The following is an 18,362-nucleotide window of genomic DNA, read 5'->3' on the forward strand; positions in this document are numbered from 1 at the left end:
GAAGTGGCGCCAAATCCATTAAAATAGCGGGTTAGGAAACACGCCAAGGATGTAAAACATGTCTATCTCCAGCACCGAAGAAATCGTCGCCGAGCTGCGTGCCGGCCGCATGGTGATCCTGGTCGACGAAGAAGACCGCGAGAACGAGGGCGACCTGGTGCTGGCGGCGGACTTCGTCACGCCGGAAGCCATCAACTTCATGATCCGCCACGCGCGCGGCCTAGTCTGCCTGACCCTGGCCGAGGAAATCGTCGACCGGCTGGAACTGCCGCTGATGGCGACGCGCAACGGTACCTCGTTCGGCACCAACTTTACCGTGTCGATCGAGGCGGCCGAAGGCGTCACGACGGGCATCTCCGCCGCCGACCGCGCCCGCACGATCCAGGTCGCCGTGGCAAAAAATGCAAAACCGGACGACCTGGTCCAGCCGGGCCACATCTTCCCGCTGCGTGCCGTCAAGGGTGGCGTGCTGATGCGTGCCGGCCATACGGAGGCCGGATGCGACCTGACGGCGATGGCCGGCCTGACGCCGGCCTCCGTCATCTGCGAGATCGTCAAGGACGACGGCACGATGGCGCGCCTGCCCGACCTGCTGGAGTTCGGCAAGGAGCACGGCCTGAAGATCGGCACGATTGCCGACCTGATCCACTACCGCAGCCAGAAGGAATGCATGGTCGAGCGCGTGGCCGAGCGCACGCTGAACACGGCCTACGGCGAATTCAAGATGATCGCCTGGCGCGACACCCCGAGCGGCTCGGCCCACCTGGCCCTGGTGCACGGCGAGGTGGACCCGGAGCGCGAATCGCTGGTGCGCGTGCACCAGCCTGTGTCCATCCTGGACTTGCTGGAAACGGAAGCGACGACGCACTCGTGGAACGTGTCCGCCTCGCTGAAGGCCATCAAGGCGGCCGAGCATGGCGTCATGGTGCTGCTGAACTGCGGCGAGACGGCCGACCAGCTGTTCGGCCAGCTGGCCGCGCTGAACAAGCCGGACAGCAAGCCGCAGGGCCGCGCCGCCAGCATGGACCTGCGCAGCTACGGGATCGGCGCGCAGATCCTGCGTGCGCTGGGCGTGCGCCGCATGAAGCTCTTGGCCAGCCCGCGCAAGATGCCGTCGATGACGGGTTTCGACCTGGAAGTGACGGGCTACCTGGCCAAGCCGGACGCGGTGTAACCGGACGCGGTGTAACCGGACGGCGTGTAACGGACGCCGTGTAACGGCCCCGGGCCGGTATTCTTCCCCCAATTCATACACTATATAAGAGGCGAGTCATGACCGTAGGAAGCTACGAAACCAATCTGAACGGCGAAGGCCTGCGCATCGGCATCGTCCAGGCGCGTTTCAACGAAGACGTTTGCCACGGCCTGCTGTCGGCCTGCCTGGCCGAACTGAAGCATCTGGGCGTGGCGGACGAGGACGTGCTGCACGTCACCGTACCGGGCGCGCTGGAAATCCCGCTGGTGCTGCAGAAGATGGCCGAATCGGGCCAGTTCGACGCACTGGTGGCGCTGGGCGCCGTCATCCGTGGCGAAACCTACCACTTCGAGCTGGTCTCGAACGAGTCGGGCGCCGGCATCACGCGCGTGGGCCTGGACTACAGCATCCCTATCGCCAACGCCGTGCTGACGACGGAAAACGACGAGCAGGCCGAGGTGCGCATGGCCACCAAGGGCGCGGACGCGGCCCGTGTCGCGGTCGAGATGGCCAACCTGGCGATTGCTCTGGAAGAGCTGCACCAGGACAATTCGGAAGAAGAATAAGCAGTACGGGCGGCACCAGCCGCCGGAATCAATCAGGAACCACTATGAACGACAAATCCACGCACGCCAACCCCAGCAAGAACCGCACGCCCCGTCACCGGGCACGCGAGTTCGCGCTGCAGGGCCTGTACCAATGGCTGCTCAATAACGAGGACGCGAAAACCGTCGTCAACAACATCCGTGCCGCGCACGGTTTCGACAAGGCCGACGGCGACTACTTTGCCGCGCTGCTGTACGGCGCGATCGAGCAGTCCGTCGAGCTGCGCGAAGCGTTCGCGCCGCTGGTGGACCGCGGCATCGGCGAGCTGTCGCCGATCGAGCACGGCGTGCTGCTGCTGGGCGCGTACGAGCTGAAGAACCAGCTGGACATTCCCTACCGCGTCGTCATCAACGAGGCGGTGGAACTGACCAAGTCGTTCGGCGGCATCGACGGCCACAAGTACGTCAACGGCGTGCTGGACAAGCTGGCGCCGCGCCTGCGCGCCGACGAGGTGGCGGCGGACAAGAAGCGCTGATCTGCACGCTGCATATATATATGTAGAGGAAGCCACCTGCGGGTGGCTTTTTTTATTGCCTGCGGCCGCTGATCAGCTGGGGTCTGTCCCCGGTAAGTGGCGGCTGATGCGCTTGCCTGCGACGCGTCTAGGGGACTGACCCCGGTTTTTATCAGTTGGCATGAGCCGCCGATAAAAACCGGGGTCAGTCCCCTGAAGACTTTGCAGGCTAGCACCAAAGCAAACACTTACCGGGGACAGACCCCAGCGGAGCGACCGCCGCTGGCCAGAACAGACGAAAAAAAAGCCACCGCAAGGTGGCTCGATCTCGACACTGGTCCGGTCACAGGCCGGCCAGTTGCTCCGGTTCGCTCTTCGGCTCTTCCGGCTCGCGATGCTGTTCCGGCTCGGACTTCGCGGTGATCGTTGCCGGTAGCGCCGGGGCGGCAGGCGCCGCCGGGGCCGGCGTCGGCGTGAAGGTCGGCACCTTCTTGCCGGCCGAAACCTGCTTCAGTCGGTTGTATTCGGCCAGCACGCGGCTGCCGTAGCCGTCGTCCGTCTCGAAGGCGCCGGCGCCCACGTAGCTCTTCAGGCCGGCCTCGACGGAGCCGCCACGCGTCACGTAGTCCTTCAGGATCAGCGAGCCGACACGGATGTTGGCCACCGGATTGAGTGCCGCCTGCACGCCGCCCAGTTCCTGGAACTTGTCGTGGTGGACCTTCGACATCACCTGCATCAGGCCCTGCGCGCCGACCGGGCTTTCCGCGAACGGATTGAAGCGCGATTCGATCGCCATCACGGCCAGGATCAGCAGGGGGTCGAGCTTGATCTCGCGTGCCGTCATGTAGGCGGTGGAAACGAGCATGTTGGCGGCGTCGCCGGCCACGCGATAGCGCTTGGCCAGCCAGTCGGTGACCCATTGTTGCTGCTTGCGGGTACCCAGCAATGCCTTTTCCTCGGCCGCGGTGAGGGTGGGGCGTTCGGCGACCGTTACCGCCGGGGCTTCCATCAGCTCGTGCAGCGGCGGGGCCGCGACGGCGACCGGTGCGGCCGGCGCGGGGGCCGGCGCCAGCGCGCGCGACAGGTTGTGCGCCAGGTCGGGGCGTGCGTACAGCACGGCGATCGTCACGATCGCGGTCACGCCGAAGATGGTCAGCGCATGCTGCGCCGTGGTGAACAGGCTGCGCAAGGTGATACGTTGCGCGCCGAAGCGCGCGACTGGCCCCAAGGCCAGCAGACGGGCGGCCGGAGCCAGCCCAGTGAAGCGATTAATCATTCGATCTCCCTGAAATGTCCGTAAAAGCATGCCCCCGCCGCGCGTGAAGACCACGCGGCACCGTTGCTGTGCAATTGCCGTGCATCAGAATTGTTATCGCCTACCGCCGCCGGGAAGCGCGGTGGACGCCATCATTGCTTGCCAGAGCTGATTCAGTGTGAAACCAGTCGCAATACAACTTTTTTCGGGGAGGGCCCGAGGGCCAAGGGCAGACGCCCTGAGAAAACACTCCTTAAAATGTCATGTGGAGCCCCGACTCCGTGAATGAATGAGTGACAAGTTTTGTTGGCATTATTGCCATGTCCTCTTCAAGTAAGCGAATTGTAGAAGCCAGTTTATATCACGTCAATACTAACACCGACGTTCTTTATAACTTTTGAATCTGACATACACGGGCGAATGTTAGCAAAAACCAATAGAATCAACTACTTGTCCGGATTACTTGAAGCCGGCCGTCGATAGCGAAAAAAACGTAAAAAATGTATGAAATATTCAGATCTAAGAGATTTTATTGCTCAGCTGCAAAAAATTGGTGAGCTGAAGCCGATTTCCTTGCCAGTTTCGCCACATTTGGAGATGACGGAGGTGTGCGACCGGACCTTGCGGGCAGGGGGACCGGCGTTATTGTTCGAGAAACCGGCCGGTTTCGACATCCCGGTCCTGGCCAATCTGTTCGGCACGCCGCGCCGCGTGGCCCTGGGCATGGGGGCGGAAGACGTCAGCGAGCTGCGCCGCATCGGCCACGTGCTGGCGCGCCTGAAGGAGCCGGAGCCGCCCAAGGGCTTCAAGGACATCATGGACATGGGCTCGCTGGTGAAAGCCGTGTGGGACATGGCGCCCAAGGAACAGCGCAGCGCGCCGTGCCAGGAAATCGTCTGGGAAGGCAACGACGTCGACCTGGGCCGCCTGCCGATCCAGCACTGCTGGCCGGGCGACGTGGCGCCGCTGATCACCTGGGGCCTCGTCATCACGAAAGGGCCGAACAAGAAGCGCCAGAACCTGGGCATCTACCGCCAGCAGGTGCTGGGCCGTAACAAGGTCATCATGCGCTGGCTGGCGCACCGGGGTGGCGCGCTGGACTTCCGCGAGCACTGCCTGAAGAACCCCGGCCAGCCTTATCCGATCGCCGTCGCCCTGGGGGCGGACCCGGCCACGATCCTGGGCGCCGTGACGCCGGTGCCGGACAGCCTGTCCGAATACCAGTTCGCCGGCCTGCTGCGTGGCAGCCGCACCGAACTGGTGAAGGCCATCGGCAGCGAGCTGCGCGTGCCGGCCTCCGCCGAAATCGTGCTGGAAGGGCATATCTATCCGGACGAAAGCCATCCGTCCGGCTACGAGCATGCGCTGGAAGGGCCGTACGGCGACCATACCGGCTATTACAACGAGCAGGACTGGTTCCCCGTGTTCACCATCGACCGCATCACGATGCGGCGCGACCCGATCTACCACTCGACCTACACGGGCAAGCCGCCGGACGAGCCGGCCGTGCTGGGCCTGGCGCTGAACGAAGTGTTCGTGCCGCTGCTGCAGAAGCAGTTCAGCGAGATCACCGACTTCTACCTGCCGCCGGAAGGCTGCAGCTACCGCATGGCCGTCGTGCAGATCCGCAAGCAGTACGCCGGCCACGCCAAGCGTGTGATGTTCGGCGTGTGGAGCTTCCTGCGCCAGTTCATGTATACCAAGTTTATCGTGGTGGTGGACGAGGACGTGAACATCCGCGACTGGAAGGAAGTGATCTGGGCCATCACGACGCGGGTCGACCCGACGCGGGACACGACCTTGGTCGACAACACGCCGATCGATTACCTGGACTTCGCGTCGCCCGTCAGCGGCCTGGGCAGCAAGATGGGCATCGATGCCACCAATAAATGGCCGGGCGAGACGAGCCGGGAGTGGGGCACGACGATCCAGATGACGCCGGAAATCAAGGCAAAGGTGGACACGATCTGGCAGCAACTGGGGCTGTAGTAACGCTGCGTTACCACGAATCCGCCAGACCGGTTATAATGAGGTCTGGCGGGCCCCTGCGCATTGCGGCATGGCTAACCTGGTCAGGTCGGGAACGAAGCAGCCACAGCTGTTCACCGCAAGTGCCGCAGATCAGGCTCGCCTCCTCATCTCTCGAAAAAGCTGCCTCGGCAGCTTTTTTGTTGTCTGCTACAGCCGAGTTCGTGTCTCACTTCGGTGACTGACACCGCGGTGGGACACTCGGCAGCTGTTTTGTCGTCCGCTACAGCCGAGTTCGTGTCTCACTTCGGTGACCACTTCGGTGACTGACACCGCGGTGGGACACGAGCTCGGCCGTGGAACGTCACTCGCTGTCCAGCTCCGCCTCGCGCGGCCTTGCGCTCAGCACCATGGTCGGGTTTTCCTTCACCAGCGCCGCGTCCGGCTTCAGGCGGATCTGGTGTTGCGCATCCGTCGCGTACTGCTTCGCGCCTGCCTTGGACTGGATCGTCACCTGGGCCGGCTGGTCGAATTTCAGGATGACGGAGCGGATCGTCGGGGCGAACATGCTCAGTGCGCCCGCGATCTTGCCGATCGCGGCGTTGGACTGGGAGATGCTGCTCATGAAGGTGCCGTACGCCCATTGGGTACCGGCCGGCACGACGGCGTTCATGGCCGGCTCCACGCCAACCTTCGAGCTTTTCGGCTGATTGGTCATGATCTTCGCGTCCTCGGCCAGCCACTGCGGATTCGGCGTCAGCCGCAGGTTGCCGTCGGCATCGACCGGCAGCACGGTGCGCCCGCCCGCGTGCACGACCGTCAGCACCAGGTCGCGCGCCTTGACGTCCGGGTTGGTCGGCGCCAGGTGGACATGCATGTCCAGCTTGTCGCGCTCGGCTGGCGGCAGGGCAAAGAACTTGTCCAGCCGGCTGGTCTCCACCAGCTTCTTGTAGGGCAGCCATTCGCGCTCTTCGGCAAACGCGGGCGCTTGCAGCGCCAGGCAGGCCGGCAACAGCAGCGGCAGCAGGGGAAGCAGTCTCTTCATGTTGTACGTTATTATCAGAAAGATTATAAAAAGTCAGCCCAGTGTAGCCCAGGCATGCCTGGGAGAAAACCTGTTGTTGACCTCAGGGCCGCTCGTCTGCGGTAAAATCGCGACATGTCCTATCAAGTCCTCGCCCGCAAATACCGTCCCCGGAACTTCGAAACGCTGGTTGGCCAGGAGCACGTTGTCCGTGCCCTGACGCACGCGCTCGGTACCGGCCGGTTGCACCACGCCTATCTGTTCACCGGCACGCGCGGGGTGGGCAAGACCACGCTGTCGCGTATCCTGGCCAAGTCGCTCAACTGCACCGGGCCGGACGGCACCGGCGGCATCACGGCCACGCCATGCGGCGTGTGCGAGGCGTGTACCGCCATCGACGGCGGCCGCTTCGTCGACTATATAGAGATGGACGCGGCGTCCAACCGCGGCGTCGACGAAATGGCGCAGCTGCTGGAGCAGGCCGTGTACGCGCCGTCCAATGCGCGCTTCAAGGTCTATATGATCGACGAGGTGCACATGCTGACCAACCACGCCTTCAACGCGATGCTGAAGACGCTGGAGGAGCCGCCCGAGCACGTCAAGTTCATCCTGGCCACGACGGACCCGCAGAAGATTCCCGTCACCGTGCTGTCGCGCTGCCTGCAGTTCAACCTGAAGCAGATGCCGCCGGGGCACATCGTCGGCCACCTGGAGAACATCCTGGGCCAGGAAAACGTCACCTTCGAGCAGCCCGCCCTGCGCCTGCTGGCGCAGGGCGCGCACGGCTCGATGCGCGACGCGCTGTCGCTGACCGACCAGGCCATCGCCTACGCCGCCGGCGCCGTCACCCTGGAAGCGGTGCAGGGCATGCTGGGCGCGCTGGACCAGTCCTACCTGATCCGCCTGCTCGACGCGCTGGCCGAGCGCGACGGCGCCGACCTGCTGGCCGTGGCCGACGAGATGGCAAGCCGCTCGCTGTCGTACAACGGCGCGCTGCAGGACCTGGGCACCTTGCTGCACCGGATCGCGCTGGCCCAGACGGTGCCTGCCGCCGTGCCGGAAGACCTGCCGGAATATGCCGACATCGTCCGCCTGGCCGGCCGGTTCGACGCGGAAGAAGTGCAGCTGTATTACCAGATCGCCGTCCATGGCCGCAACGAACTGGGCCTGGCGCCGGACGAATACGCGGGCTTTTCGATGACGCTGCTGCGCATGCTGGCCTTTCGCCCCGGCGTCGGCGGGGCCGAGGGAGCGCCTGGCGCCGCCCCGGTAGCGGCGCGGCCGGCCGGCCCGAATCCCGCCCGCGCCGCCGCGGCGGCCGCCGGCGGCCAGGCGGTAGCGGCCGTACCGGCCCGTCCGGCGCCACCGCCTGTTGCCGCCATGCCGGCCGCGCAGGCACCGGTGGCAGCGCCGCCGCAAGTCGCGGCGCCAGTACCGGCCCGGATGCAGCCCACGGCGCAGCCGCCGGCCGCGCCGCCGGCCGCGCCGCCGGCCGCGCCGGCGCGGCCCGGTGGCGGTCCCGTGAGCCCGGCCCGCGCCGCCATCAACGCGGCGCTGGAGGCGGCCCGCGCCGCCACGGCCGCACGCACGGGTGCACGTCCGCCGGCGCGCCCGGCTGACGACAGCAGCGCCGCCGCCCCGGCCGCCGTGGCCGCACCGGTGCCGCCGCAGGCGGGCGGCAGCGCGCCGCAGGGCGCCCAGGCCAGGCAAGCTCCCGGCCGTCCCGCCCCCTGGGAGGACGATCCCGCCGGCCTGACGATGGGCGCGGCGGCCGTGCTGGAAGCGCCGCCGCCCGTGCAGCACGCCCAGGCGCAACCGCGCCAGGCGCCAGCACCGGCGCCGGCCCGCCAGGCGGCCGAGGAAGACGACCTGCCGCCCTGGGTCACCGAGTTTTCCGACGACAGCGCCGTGCCGGCGGCCCGCGCCGAACCGGCCCCCGTGCCGGCCCCCGCCGCGCCGGCACGCCAGGCCGCACCCGCGCAGGCTCCGTATGCGTACGTCATCACCCCGGTGCCGGAACTGGACTGGGACGGCAACTGGCCGCTGCTGGCCGCCCACCTGCCGCTGCGCGGCGTGGCCCAGCAGCTGGCGACGCAGGCCGAACTGATCGACTGCACCATCGACGGCAACGCCGCGCTGTTCCGCCTGCGCTGCCCGATCGACACATGGCGCACGCCGCCCAATGTGGAAAAACTGACGGCCGCGCTGGCCGAGCGCTTCGACCGCCCCGTGCGTGTCGAGACGGAGCTGGGACCGGTCTGGTATACGACGACGGCGGAGCAGCAGGTGCACCGCGAGGCCTGCCAGCGCAAGGCGGAAGAGGCCGTGCACGGCGATCCTTTCGTGCAAAGCATGGTGCGCGAGTTCGGCGCGTTCGTCGTGCCCGGCTCGATCGTGGCACCCGTGACCCCGGCCCATTAAAATAAGCATTTACCCCTTTCGGAGAACCACATCATGATGAAGAACCAGCTGGCCGGCCTGATGAAACAGGCGCAAGCAATGCAGGACAATATGAAGAAGGCGCAGGAATCGCTGGCGCTGATCGAGGTGGAAGGCCAGTCCGGCGCCGGCCTCGTCAAGGTCGTCATGACCTGCAAGAACGACGTCAAGCGCGTCTCGATCGATCCGTCGCTGCTGGCCGACGACAAGGACATGCTGGAAGACCTGGTCGCCGCCGCCTTCAACGACGCCGTGCGCAAGGCCGAAACCACCGCCGCCGAGAAGATGAGCGGCCTGACGGCGGGCATGAACCTGCCGGCCGGCTTCAAGATGCCGTTCTAAACGCCATGTTCGTCATCACGCTCACGTACGAGAAGCCCACCGAGGAAATCGACGCGCTGCTGGCCGCGCACCGGGCCTTCCTGCGCGAGCAGTATGACAACGGCGTGTTCCTGATGTCGGGCCGCATGGTGCCGCGCACCGGCGGCATCATCATCGCCACGGCGGACAGCCGGGCCGACATCGAGGCGATCCTGGAGCTCGACCCCTTCCAACAGGCGGGCGCCGCCAGCTACCAGATCACGGAATTCGTGCCGACGATGACGGCCGACATCCTGGCCACCTTCCGCCAGCACTGACATGGCCAAATCGCTGGAGTTCCTTACCGAGGCGTTGCGGCGCCTGCCCGGCGTCGGGCCGAAGTCCGCGCAGCGCATGGCCTTCCACCTGTTGCAGCATGACCGCGAGGGCGCCGCGATGCTGTCGCGCGCGCTGTACCAGGCCGTCGAGGCCGTCCATCACTGCGCCCTGTGCAATACGTTTACCGAACTCGAGGTGTGCGAGATGTGCGCCGACGAGACGCGCGACCGCCGCCTGCTGTGCGTCGTCGAGACGCCGGCCGACCAGATGATGATCGAGCAGACCCTGACGTACAAGGGGCTGTACTTCGTGCTGATGGGACGCCTGTCGCCGCTGGACGGCATCGGCCCCAAGGACATCCATCTGGAAAAGCTGCTGGCGCGCGCCGCCGACGGCACTGTCACCGAGGTGGTGCTGGCCACCAACTTCACCAACGAGGGCGAGGCCACCGCGCACTACATCAGCGAGATGCTCAAGGCGCGCGGGCTGCAGGTCAGCCGGCTGGCGCGTGGCGTGCCGGTGGGGGGCGAGCTGGAATACGTGGATGCCGGGACAATCGCGCGGGCGATGCTGGACCGGCGGACAACGTAGATGCCGAAGGGCAGTAACCCCATGGGGATTACAGCTCCATGGCCAGGGCGGCCGGGTAGACGTGGCTGATGGTGCCGGTGGCGATGGTTTTCCCCTCCCACAGCGTGACCGGCGCGCCGACACGCAGGCGCTCTTCGGCGTTCTCGCGCCGCAGGAATTTCACCGGCAGTTCGTACGATTTGCCTGGCTGCAGCACCTGTCCGTCCAGCAGCAGGCGGCAGTCGAAGCCTTCGCCCTCGATAAATAGCGGACAGCCGAACCAGCGGCCACTGGCGGGCTCGGCACGGCCGCCTTCGTCGGGCGGGAGGAAACGAATCGCGATCAAGGCATCGGGTTGCATGGCGTTCTCCTTCAGCCGACGTTGCTACGGATGACCACGGGTGTAAGCCCGGCCAGTTGCCGGCTGTTCAATAAAACGACACTGACGCCGCGGTCGACGTGGGCTACAGGAATGCAGTCTACACCGATTTCCACGCGAATGATTGCGTAAGGCGGGGCGCCGAACGCGGCGCTGGCCTGCCGCGCGAACCAGACCGCTTCGTCCTCGCTCAGCGTAAAGTATTTGACGACGATGCCGTCCGGATTGCGCAGGCGGTGGAACAGGCGCAGGTCGGCCAGCTCGTCCGCCCCGACGGCCCGGTACAGCTTCACCGTAACACCGGCTGCGCCCCGGCCAGCATCTGCGCGATGGCGTCGATCGACTGCGGCCGGCCCAGCAGATAGCCCTGCGCCATGTCGCAGCCGTACTGTTCCAGCAGCGCCAGCTGTTCGTCCGTCTCCACGCCTTCCGCCACCACGGCCATCTTCAGGCCGTGCGCCATGGCGATGATGGCGCGCGTGATGGCGGCGTTCTCGGAGTCCTGCGGCAGGCCACAGATGAAGCTCTTGTCGATCTTCAGCGCGCGCACGTCGAAGCGCTTCAGGTAGTTCATCGACGAGTAGCCGGTGCCGAAGTCGTCGATCGACAGCCAGATGCCGATCGCACGCAGCTGTTCCAGCGTGGTCAACGTGGCGCGGGCGTCATCCATCAGTGTGCCCTCGGTCAGCTCCAGTTCCAGCAGGCGCGGATCGAGGCCGGTATCGTGCAGCACCGCCAGCACCGTCTGCGCCAGGTTCTCGTCCTTGAACTGGCGCGCCGACAGGTTGACGGCAACGCGCACGGGGCGGCGGCACTCCTGCTGCCACGCGCGCGCCTGCAGGCAGGCGGTGCGCAGCACCCATTCGCCGATCGGCACGATCAAGCCGGTTTCCTCGGCCAGTGGAATGAAGTCGTTGGGCGGGATGATGCCGTGTTCGGGATGGCGCCAGCGCACCAGCGCCTCGACGCCGACGATCTGCGCGCTCTTCACGTCGATCTGCGGCTGGTACTGCAGGTACAGCTCGTTGTGCTGCAGCGCGCGGCGCAGGCCCACCTCCAGCTTCACGTGGCTCATGATCTGGGTCGTCAGCGCGGAGCTGTACAGCTTGGCGTTGTTCTTGCCGCAGTTCTTGGCGTGGTACATGGCCGTGTCGGCGTATTTCAGCAGCGAAGTGCCGTCCTCGCCATCCTCGGGATACAGCGAAATGCCGATGCTGGCCGTGACGAAGATCTCGTGGCCTTCCAGGTTGAACGGGCGCCGCATCGCATCCTTGACGCGGTGGGCGACGGTCAGCGCGTCCTGCACGTTGTCCAGGTCCGGGATCAGGATCGTGAATTCGTCGCCGCCCAGGCGCGCCAGGTTGCTGCCGCGCTTGTGCTCCGTGCTGTCGTTGTGGGCCACCATGTCGCTGGGCCGGATGGTGTCGTGCAGCCGCTCCGACACCACCTTCAACAGCAGGTCGCCCACGTCGTGTCCCAGCGTGTCGTTGATGCGCTTGAACGAGTCGAGGTCCATGAACAGGATGGCGAACTTGCGGCCGCCCTGGCGCGAGCGCACCAGTTCGCGCTCCAGCGTTTCCAGGAAGGCCTGGCGGTTCGGAATGCCGGTCAGGCTGTCGCAGTAGGCCAGGCGGCGGATCTGCTCCTCGGTGCGTTTGCGTTCGCTGATGTCGCGCACCAGGCCCAGCACCTCGCCGGCGCCGGTGCCCACCAGGCGCGCCTCGAAATGGTGGACCGTGTCGTCGGTTTCCAGTTCGTAGTCGATGGCGCGCACGGTCTGCGTGCGCAGCACGCCGTCCAGCTGCTCCAGCAGGCGCCGCGCGATCGGCTCGGGCAGCACGTCGCGCACGTGGCGGCCCACGCACTGCTGCTGCGGCGGCACCGCCGCGCGCTGCTGGCCGTGGCCCTGCTCGTAGTCCAGGTAGTAGCCGTCCGGGCTGAGGCGGAAGAACGTATCGGGAATGGCGGCCAGCACGGCGCGGTTGTGGGCATCGGCGATGCGCAGCCGGGCGATCGCGTCGCTGGCGCGCAGCACGTACAGCACGCGGTGGCCCAGGATCGGCCAGTTGATCGGCTTCGAGACGAAGTCCGTGGCGCCGCATTCGTAGGCCTGGGTGACGGCTTCCAGGTCGTCGCCGCCGGTCACCATGATGACGGGCACCGTCGAGTTGCGCTGGCGCTCCAGCGCGCGGATGGCGCGGCAGACGGCGAAGCCGTCCATGCGCGGCATCTCGACGTCGAGCAGCACCAGGTCCGGCGCCAGCCGTTCGAAGCAGGCGATGGCGGTCTGGCCGTCCGGCGCCTCGACGCCGTCCAGGCCCACCTGGGCCAGCATTTCCAGCATCAGCAGGCGCATGACGGGATCGTCGTCGGCCACCAGAACCGTGCCGCGGGAGGGGGGAAGCACTGCCATTCAAATCTCCTTGATGAGGATTGCGTCGAGCGATTGGCGCACTGCCTGGAACTCCCGTTCCATGCCCGCCAGCAGGGCGGCGGCGCCGGCCGTGCTGTCGTTGCGGCCCAGCTGTTCCATGTCCTTGCACAGCTGCGCGAGAGTGTCGGCGCCGACGTTGGCGCTGGCCGACTTCAAGCTGTGCGCGGCGCGGCGCATGTCGTCCGCGTTGGCCTGCGCCAGCGCGGCGTGCAGGGTCTGCAGGTGTGCCGGCGTGTCGGTGACGAAGGCCTGGATCACGCGCTGCAGCAGCGCCTCGCCCTTGTCCGCGCTGAGGGCGCGGATGGCATCCAGCGCGCGCCGGTTGATGGCGCCGCCGGCCACCGGTGACTCGATTGGCGGCGCGGCGCTGGCCGGCGCCGGCGGTGCCGGGACGGGCACCGGGTCGGCATGGTGCACCGTGGCCGCGCGGGGCAGGGCGACCCAGCGCGCCAGCGTGTCGGACAGGTTCTGCTGCGTGAACGGCTTGGACAGGTAATCGTCCATGCCGGCCGCCAGGCACGTTTCGCGGTCGCCCTGCAGGGCGTTGGCCGTGATGGCGATGACGGGCAGCTGGCGCGCGCGGCCTTGCTGCTGCTCGTAGCGGCGGATCTCCGCGGTGGCGGCCATGCCGTCCATCACGGGCATCTGGCAGTCCATCAGCACCAGGTCGAATTCGCCCTGGCGCACGGCGGCCAGCGCCTCCTCGCCGTTGCAGGCGCGCGCCACGTCCAGCCCCAGGCTTTCCAGCATGGCCGACGCCACTTCGACGTTGACCGGATTGTCCTCGGCCAGCAGCACCCGGTGGCGCCGGCGCGGCTGGCCGCGCTGGCCGCGCTGCCCATTCTCGCCGCGCAAGCTCGCGTGCTGGGGCGGCTGCGGCGAGGCGGTGCGGATGCCCTCGCTGGCGCGCAGCGGCGTGACGATGCAGTCGTACAGGTCGCACTCGCGCGCCGGCTTGATCAGCTGGAAGGCGACGCCGGCCTCGCGCCGCTGCACCGTGTCGGCGGCGTTGCGTTCGGTCGACAGCAGCAGCAGGCGCACCCCGGCCAGGGCGGGATCGGCCTTGATCTCGGCCGCCAGCGCCAGGCCGCTGAGCTGGGCCAGATCCATGTCCAGCAGCGCCACATCGTACGGCTGGCCGCAGGCAATCGCCGCCTTCAACAGGCGCAGGCAGTCGTCGGCCGTGGCGGCGCTGTCGGATTTCAGGTGCCAGCGCGACAGCAGCGCTTCCAGCCCGGCGCGGCTGTCCGGCTGGCGGTCGACGATCAGCGCGCGCAGGCCCTTGGTGGTTTTCTGGTTGAACGAGGCCTCGTCCGCGTCGACGCGGCGCTTGTCGAACTGCACGGTGAACCAGAACACGGAGCCGCACGTGCCGGCGCCCGTCATCAGGGCGTTGTCGACGCCGATCGTGCCGCCCATCAGCTCGACGAGCTGCTTCGAAATGGCCAGTCCGAGGCCGGTGCCGCCATGCTTGCGGGTGGTCGAGCCGTCCGCCTGCGAGAACGAATCGAAGATGCGGCTCCTGGCCTCGCGCGACACGCCCACGCCCGTATCCTGCACCTCCACCTTCAGCCGCACCGACTGCGCATCCTCCGCCACCACGCCCACGCGCACCGTGATGCCGCCCTTGTCGGTGAACTTGATGGCGTTGCCCAGCAGGTTGACGATCACCTGGCGCAGCCGGTTCGGGTCGCCGCAGATGGCGACCGGAATGTCGTGCGCGATGGCGAAGTGCAGGTCCAGGCCTTTCGCTTCGGCCTGTGGCGAGAACACGTAGTCGATGTCGTCCAGCAGCTCGCGGAAATTGAAGTGGATATACTCGACCGTCAGCTTCCCTGCCTCGACCTTCGAGAAGTCGAGAATGTCGTTGATGATCACCAGCAGGTGCTCGCCCGAGCGCTTGACCATATTGGTGTAGTGGCGCTGCTGCTCCGTCATCGACGTATTGAGCAGCAGCTCCGTCATGCCCAGCACGCCGTTCATCGGCGTGCGGATCTCGTGGCTCATATTGGCCAGGAAGGCGCTTTTCGCCTGGCTCGCCGCCTCGGCCGCGTTCTTCGCCTTCTCCAGCTGTTCGGTGCGCACGCTGACCTGGCGCTCCAGCTGGTCGCGGTATTGCGCCAGCTTGGTGTCGCGGTGCTCGATCTGGGCCAGCATGGCGTTGAAGCTGTCGATCAGCGTGCCCAGTTCGTCGCTGCGCTCGTGCTGTACCTGCGCATAGGTCTGGCTGGTGGTGACGCGCCGCGCCGCCGCGATGAGTTCCGCGATCGGATGGGCGATGCTGCCCTTGAAGCGGCCCGCCAGCACCAGGGCGACGACAAACGAGATGCCGGTCGCCGCCGTCGTGACGCCCAGGCTCTTCAGGATGCCCAGCCACATGCCGCCCAGGCTGGCCTCGATCATCACGGCGCCGATCACGTGCCCGGCCGCGCGCACCGGCCGGTACAGGCGCATGGCGCGCCGCCATGGCGCGCCGGCGCGACGAGGCGGCACGACCGCCGCCAGGTCCGCCATCTGGACGGGCGACAGCGCCGGCGGCGGCGGCTCCGGCCTGGCGGGAAAGCTGGCGAACAGCTGGCCGTTGCGGTCGAACAGGGCGGCCTGGGTGACGTCGTCCTGCACGGCCAGCGCGGCCAGCGCCTGCTCGGCCGTCACGCGGTCGGCAAACAGCAACGGCGCGACGCTGTTGGCGCCGATGACGTCCGCCAGCGACGTCAGCTGCTTGGCCTCGTTTTCCGTATGGCTGAACAGCGAAGTCAGCGCGAACGCGGCAAACACCAGCAGCAGTGCGCTGCCGGTGGACAGTACCGAGATGATCGTCAGCTTCTGGCTGAGACCCGAGCGTTCGAAGTTGAGCATGGCAGGTGCCGGGAAATAATTTCCAACTGGAAAAATATAAATGCTGGAATTATTTACACCTTGATCTACCGCTATGTTTGAAGCAGCGGGGTTTTGCATGCCAGTCCACGGGTGAAAAAAAGCCCGGCCGCAAAAGCGACCGGGCCTTTTCAGCCGGTAGGGCAGGGCACCGTCAGCAGCACCCACCCCGCTTGCCAGCCCCGCCATAGCGGGCCTCCTGGCGCTCCTTGAAGAACTCCTCGTAGCTCATGATGGGCTGGTCCGGATGGTTCGCCTCGCAGTGCGCCACGTAGGTGTCGTACTCGGGCAGGCCCACCATCAGGCGCATGCTCTGCCCCAGGTAACGGCCGGCCTTGACGATCTCGTCAAACATTTACGCTCACTGGATTCATTGCGCCGGCATCAGCTGCGCCGGCGTCTCCTGGTGGCTGGGCTGCGCGGCCGCGCGGGCGCGCAGGGCCGTGCGCACGCCGTAGACCAGCACGGCCAGCACCACGACCATGAAGAAGCCCGCCAGGGTGGCGTTGACGTAGTCGTTGAAGATCACCTGGTGCATCTGCTCGACCGACTTGGCCGGTGCCAGCACCTCGCCCTTGGCCAGCGCGGCCGAGTACTTGTCGGCGTGCGCCAGGAAGCCGATCTTCGGATTGGCGTGCCAGATCTTCTGCCAGCCGGCCGTCAGGGTGCACAGCAGCAGCCAGATCGTCGGCACGATCGTCACCCAGGCGTAGCGGCTGCGCTTCATCTTGAACAGCACCACGGTCGCGAGGATCAGCGCGATCCCGGCCAGCATCTGGTTGGCGATGCCGAACAGCGGCCACAGGGTGTTGATGCCGCCCAGCGGATCGACCACGCCCTGGTACAGGAAATAGCCCCAGGCGGCCACGCACAGGGCGGTTGCCAGCAGGCTGGCGAACACATTGTCGGTCTGCTTCAGGGACGGCACGAAGGCACCCAGCAGGTCCTGCAGCATGAAGCGGCCGGCGCGCGTGCCCGCGTCCACCGCCGTCAGGATGAACAGCGCCTCGAACAGGATGGCGAAGTGGTACCAGAACGCCATCATGGCCTGGCCGCCGATCGCGCTCGACAGGATGTGCGCCATGCCGACGGCCAGGGTCGGCGCGCCGCCGGCGCGCGAGATGATGGTGTGCTCGCCCACGTCCTTCGCCGTTTGCGTCAGCATCTCCGGCGTCACGTAGAAGCCCCATTGCGAGATGGCTTGCGCGGCCGATTCGGCCGTGGTGCCGATCAGCGCGGCCGGGCTGTTCATCGCGAAGTAGACGCCCGGCTCGATGGTCGACGCGGCCACCAGCGCCATGACGGCGACGAACGATTCCATCAGCATCGCGCCGTAGCCGATGAAGCGGGCGTGGGTTTCGTTCTCGATCATCTTCGGCGTGGTGCCGGACGAGATCAGCGCATGGAAGCCGGAGACGGCACCGCAGGCGATCGTGATGAACAGGAAAGGGAACAGGTTGCCGGTCCAGACCGGGCCGGTGCCGTCGATGAACTTGGTCAGCGACGGCATCTTCAGCATCGGTGCCACGATGACGATGCCCAGCGCCAGGCCGACGATGGTGCCGATCTTCAAGAAGGTGGAGAGATAATCGCGCGGCGCCAGCAGCAGCCAGACCGGCAGCACGGAGGCGACGAAGCCGTAGCCGATCAGCATCCAGGTCAGCTCGGTACCGGTGAAGTTGAACATCGCGCCCCATACCGGGTGCTCCTGGACGTACTGGCCGCCGAGGATGGCCAGCATCAGCAGCACGAAGCCGATGATCGACACCTCGCCGACGCGGCCCACGCGCACGAAGCGCGAGTACAGGCCCATGAAGACGGCGATCGGGATCGTGGCCATCACGGTGAAGGTGCCCCATGGGGATCCAGTCAGCGCCTTCACGACGATCAGCGCCAGCACGGCCAGGATGATCACCATGATCATGAAGGTGCCGAACAGCGCGATGGTGCCGGGGATCGGCCCCAGCTCGGACTTGATCAGGTCACCCAGCGAACGGCCGTCGCGGCGCATCGACAGGAACAGCACGAAGAAGTCCTGCACGGCGCCGGCGAACACCACGCCGGCCAGGATCCACAGCATGCCGGGCAGGTAGCCCATCTGCGCGGCCAGCACGGGGCCGACCAGCGGGCCGGCGCCGGCGATGGCGGCGAAGTGGTGCCCGAACAGCACGTTTTTGTTGGTGGGGACGTAATCGAGGCCGTCGTTGTGCTGGTACGCCGGCGTCATGCGGCGCGGGTCGAGGCCCATCACGTCGCGCGCGATGTACAGGCTGTAGAAGCGGTAGGCGATCAGGTAGACGCAGACGGCCGCGATGACGATCCAGATGGCGCTGATCGGCTCGCCCCGTTTCAGTGCGATGACCCCCAGCGCGCCGGCGCCGGCCAGCGACAGCGCCGCCCAGCCGAGCTTCTTGTAAAGCTGATTCATGGTTCCTCCAATGGTGCTGCTGCCAGCCGCCGACGGCGGTCTGCGCGCAACTTATCGCCAGTATTCATGAGGCGTATAACTGCCACAAGCGCAG

The 18,362-nt window shown here is 66.6% G+C and carries 16 protein-coding genes and 1 other RNA gene; 9 read left to right on the forward strand and 8 right to left on the reverse strand.

What is annotated here, in order from left to right; translation table 11 throughout:
* Nucleotides 1-58 precede the first annotated feature (58 nt).
* The 3 genes from ribBA to nusB all read left to right on the forward strand — a co-directional run bounded on the left by ribBA (nucleotide 59) and on the right by nusB (nucleotide 2,276).
* A complete protein-coding gene (ribBA, locus tag E7V67_007745; protein WUR14990.1) occupies nucleotides 59-1,174 on the forward strand; it encodes a bifunctional 3,4-dihydroxy-2-butanone-4-phosphate synthase/GTP cyclohydrolase II in 1,116 nt (371 codons plus the stop codon).
* Nucleotides 1,175-1,272: 98 nt separating this feature from the next.
* Nucleotides 1,273-1,761, forward strand: coding sequence for a 6,7-dimethyl-8-ribityllumazine synthase (gene ribH / locus E7V67_007750; protein WUR14991.1), 489 nt, complete (start codon nucleotides 1,273-1,275; stop codon nucleotides 1,759-1,761).
* Nucleotides 1,762-1,805: 44 nt separating this feature from the next.
* Nucleotides 1,806-2,276 (forward strand): transcription antitermination factor NusB, encoded by a 471-nt coding sequence (nusB, locus tag E7V67_007755; GenBank protein WUR14992.1) that lies wholly within the window; start codon nucleotides 1,806-1,808, stop codon nucleotides 2,274-2,276.
* Between the two features lie 322 nt (nucleotides 2,277-2,598).
* Here the strand turns inward: nusB and E7V67_007760 are convergent, their stop codons facing one another.
* Nucleotides 2,599-3,531, reverse strand: coding sequence for a transglycosylase SLT domain-containing protein (locus E7V67_007760; protein ID WUR14993.1), 933 nt, complete (start codon nucleotides 3,529-3,531; stop codon nucleotides 2,599-2,601).
* A 483-nt stretch (nucleotides 3,532-4,014) separates the two neighbouring features.
* Between E7V67_007760 and ubiD the strand changes: the two genes are divergently transcribed.
* Complete coding sequence (gene ubiD / locus E7V67_007765; GenBank protein WUR14994.1) at nucleotides 4,015-5,499, forward strand: 4-hydroxy-3-polyprenylbenzoate decarboxylase; 1,485 nt, start codon at nucleotides 4,015-4,017, stop codon at nucleotides 5,497-5,499.
* Between the two features lie 47 nt (nucleotides 5,500-5,546).
* Nucleotides 5,547-5,645, forward strand: an RNA gene (ffs, locus tag E7V67_007770) — signal recognition particle sRNA small type.
* A 197-nt stretch (nucleotides 5,646-5,842) separates the two neighbouring features.
* Here ffs and E7V67_007775 read toward each other — a convergent pair.
* Nucleotides 5,843-6,523 (reverse strand): hypothetical protein, encoded by a 681-nt coding sequence (locus E7V67_007775; GenBank protein ID WUR14995.1) that lies wholly within the window; start codon nucleotides 6,521-6,523, stop codon nucleotides 5,843-5,845.
* A 114-nt stretch (nucleotides 6,524-6,637) separates the two neighbouring features.
* Here E7V67_007775 and E7V67_007780 point away from each other — a divergent pair, with 114 nt between their 5' ends.
* Genes E7V67_007780 through recR form a run of 4 tightly spaced genes read left to right on the forward strand, consistent with a single transcriptional unit; the run spans nucleotide 6,638 to nucleotide 10,171 of the window.
* Nucleotides 6,638-8,923 carry a DNA polymerase III subunit gamma/tau gene (locus tag E7V67_007780; protein ID WUR14996.1) on the forward strand — a complete coding sequence of 762 codons (2,286 nt, stop codon included), beginning with the start codon at nucleotides 6,638-6,640 and terminating at the stop codon, nucleotides 8,921-8,923.
* Between the two features lie 33 nt (nucleotides 8,924-8,956).
* A complete protein-coding gene (locus E7V67_007785; GenBank protein WUR14997.1) occupies nucleotides 8,957-9,283 on the forward strand; it encodes a YbaB/EbfC family nucleoid-associated protein in 327 nt (108 codons plus the stop codon).
* A 5-nt stretch (nucleotides 9,284-9,288) separates the two neighbouring features.
* A complete protein-coding gene (locus E7V67_007790; protein ID WUR14998.1) occupies nucleotides 9,289-9,579 on the forward strand; it encodes a YciI family protein in 291 nt (96 codons plus the stop codon).
* A gap of 1 nt (nucleotide 9,580) precedes the next feature.
* The gene (gene recR / locus E7V67_007795; GenBank protein WUR14999.1) at nucleotides 9,581-10,171 is read left to right on the forward strand and encodes a recombination mediator RecR; all 591 of its coding nucleotides are present in this window, start codon (nucleotides 9,581-9,583) and stop codon (nucleotides 10,169-10,171) included.
* A 28-nt stretch (nucleotides 10,172-10,199) separates the two neighbouring features.
* Here the strand turns inward: recR and E7V67_007800 are convergent, their stop codons facing one another.
* The 6 genes from E7V67_007800 to E7V67_007825 form a co-directional block, all read right to left on the reverse strand.
* Nucleotides 10,200-10,511, reverse strand: coding sequence for a hypothetical protein (locus E7V67_007800; GenBank protein WUR15000.1), 312 nt, complete (start codon nucleotides 10,509-10,511; stop codon nucleotides 10,200-10,202).
* A gap of 11 nt (nucleotides 10,512-10,522) precedes the next feature.
* Nucleotides 10,523-10,822: a hypothetical protein gene (locus tag E7V67_007805; GenBank protein ID WUR15001.1), complete on the reverse strand. Its 300-nt coding sequence runs from the start codon at nucleotides 10,820-10,822 to the stop codon at nucleotides 10,523-10,525.
* Nucleotides 10,819-12,942 carry an EAL domain-containing protein gene (locus E7V67_007810; GenBank protein WUR15002.1) on the reverse strand — a complete coding sequence of 708 codons (2,124 nt, stop codon included), beginning with the start codon at nucleotides 12,940-12,942 and terminating at the stop codon, nucleotides 10,819-10,821. Before E7V67_007810 ends, E7V67_007805 begins: the two co-directional genes overlap by 4 nt.
* Nucleotides 12,943-15,822 (reverse strand): response regulator, encoded by a 2,880-nt coding sequence (locus E7V67_007815; protein ID WUR15003.1) that lies wholly within the window; start codon nucleotides 15,820-15,822, stop codon nucleotides 12,943-12,945. It abuts the gene before it with no gap.
* Nucleotides 15,823-15,994: 172 nt separating this feature from the next.
* Nucleotides 15,995-16,195, reverse strand: a complete 201-nt coding sequence (locus tag E7V67_007820) for a YbdD/YjiX family protein (GenBank protein WUR15004.1) — start codon at nucleotides 16,193-16,195, stop codon at nucleotides 15,995-15,997.
* Between the two features lie 15 nt (nucleotides 16,196-16,210).
* A complete protein-coding gene (locus E7V67_007825; protein ID WUR15005.1) occupies nucleotides 16,211-18,268 on the reverse strand; it encodes a carbon starvation CstA family protein in 2,058 nt (685 codons plus the stop codon).
* Nucleotides 18,269-18,362 lie beyond the last annotated feature (94 nt).

Source organism: [Empedobacter] haloabium (assembly GCA_008011715.2).
Taxonomy (GTDB): domain Bacteria; phylum Pseudomonadota; class Gammaproteobacteria; order Burkholderiales; family Burkholderiaceae_D; genus Rugamonas; species Rugamonas haloabia.

Excerpts from the sequence above, each read along its gene's own strand:
- E7V67_007815 (WUR15003.1), bottom strand. The coding sequence starts at position 15,822 with ATGCTCAACTTCGAACGCTCGGGTCTCAGCCAGAAGCTGACGATCATC.
- ubiD (WUR14994.1), top strand. The coding sequence starts at position 4,015 with ATGAAATATTCAGATCTAAGAGATTTTATTGCTCAGCTGCAAAAAATT.
- ribBA (WUR14990.1), top strand. The coding sequence starts at position 59 with ATGTCTATCTCCAGCACCGAAGAAATCGTCGCCGAGCTGCGTGCCGGC.
- E7V67_007785 (WUR14997.1), top strand. The coding sequence starts at position 8,957 with ATGATGAAGAACCAGCTGGCCGGCCTGATGAAACAGGCGCAAGCAATG.
- ribH (WUR14991.1), top strand. The coding sequence starts at position 1,273 with ATGACCGTAGGAAGCTACGAAACCAATCTGAACGGCGAAGGCCTGCGC.
- E7V67_007760 (WUR14993.1), bottom strand. The coding sequence starts at position 3,531 with ATGATTAATCGCTTCACTGGGCTGGCTCCGGCCGCCCGTCTGCTGGCC.
- E7V67_007800 (WUR15000.1), bottom strand. The coding sequence starts at position 10,511 with ATGCAACCCGATGCCTTGATCGCGATTCGTTTCCTCCCGCCCGACGAA.
- E7V67_007790 (WUR14998.1), top strand. The coding sequence starts at position 9,289 with ATGTTCGTCATCACGCTCACGTACGAGAAGCCCACCGAGGAAATCGAC.
- E7V67_007775 (WUR14995.1), bottom strand. The coding sequence starts at position 6,523 with ATGAAGAGACTGCTTCCCCTGCTGCCGCTGCTGTTGCCGGCCTGCCTG.
- recR (WUR14999.1), top strand. The coding sequence starts at position 9,581 with ATGGCCAAATCGCTGGAGTTCCTTACCGAGGCGTTGCGGCGCCTGCCC.
- E7V67_007820 (WUR15004.1), bottom strand. The coding sequence starts at position 16,195 with ATGTTTGACGAGATCGTCAAGGCCGGCCGTTACCTGGGGCAGAGCATG.
- nusB (WUR14992.1), top strand. The coding sequence starts at position 1,806 with ATGAACGACAAATCCACGCACGCCAACCCCAGCAAGAACCGCACGCCC.
- E7V67_007825 (WUR15005.1), bottom strand. The coding sequence starts at position 18,268 with ATGAATCAGCTTTACAAGAAGCTCGGCTGGGCGGCGCTGTCGCTGGCC.
- E7V67_007780 (WUR14996.1), top strand. The coding sequence starts at position 6,638 with ATGTCCTATCAAGTCCTCGCCCGCAAATACCGTCCCCGGAACTTCGAA.
- E7V67_007810 (WUR15002.1), bottom strand. The coding sequence starts at position 12,942 with ATGGCAGTGCTTCCCCCCTCCCGCGGCACGGTTCTGGTGGCCGACGAC.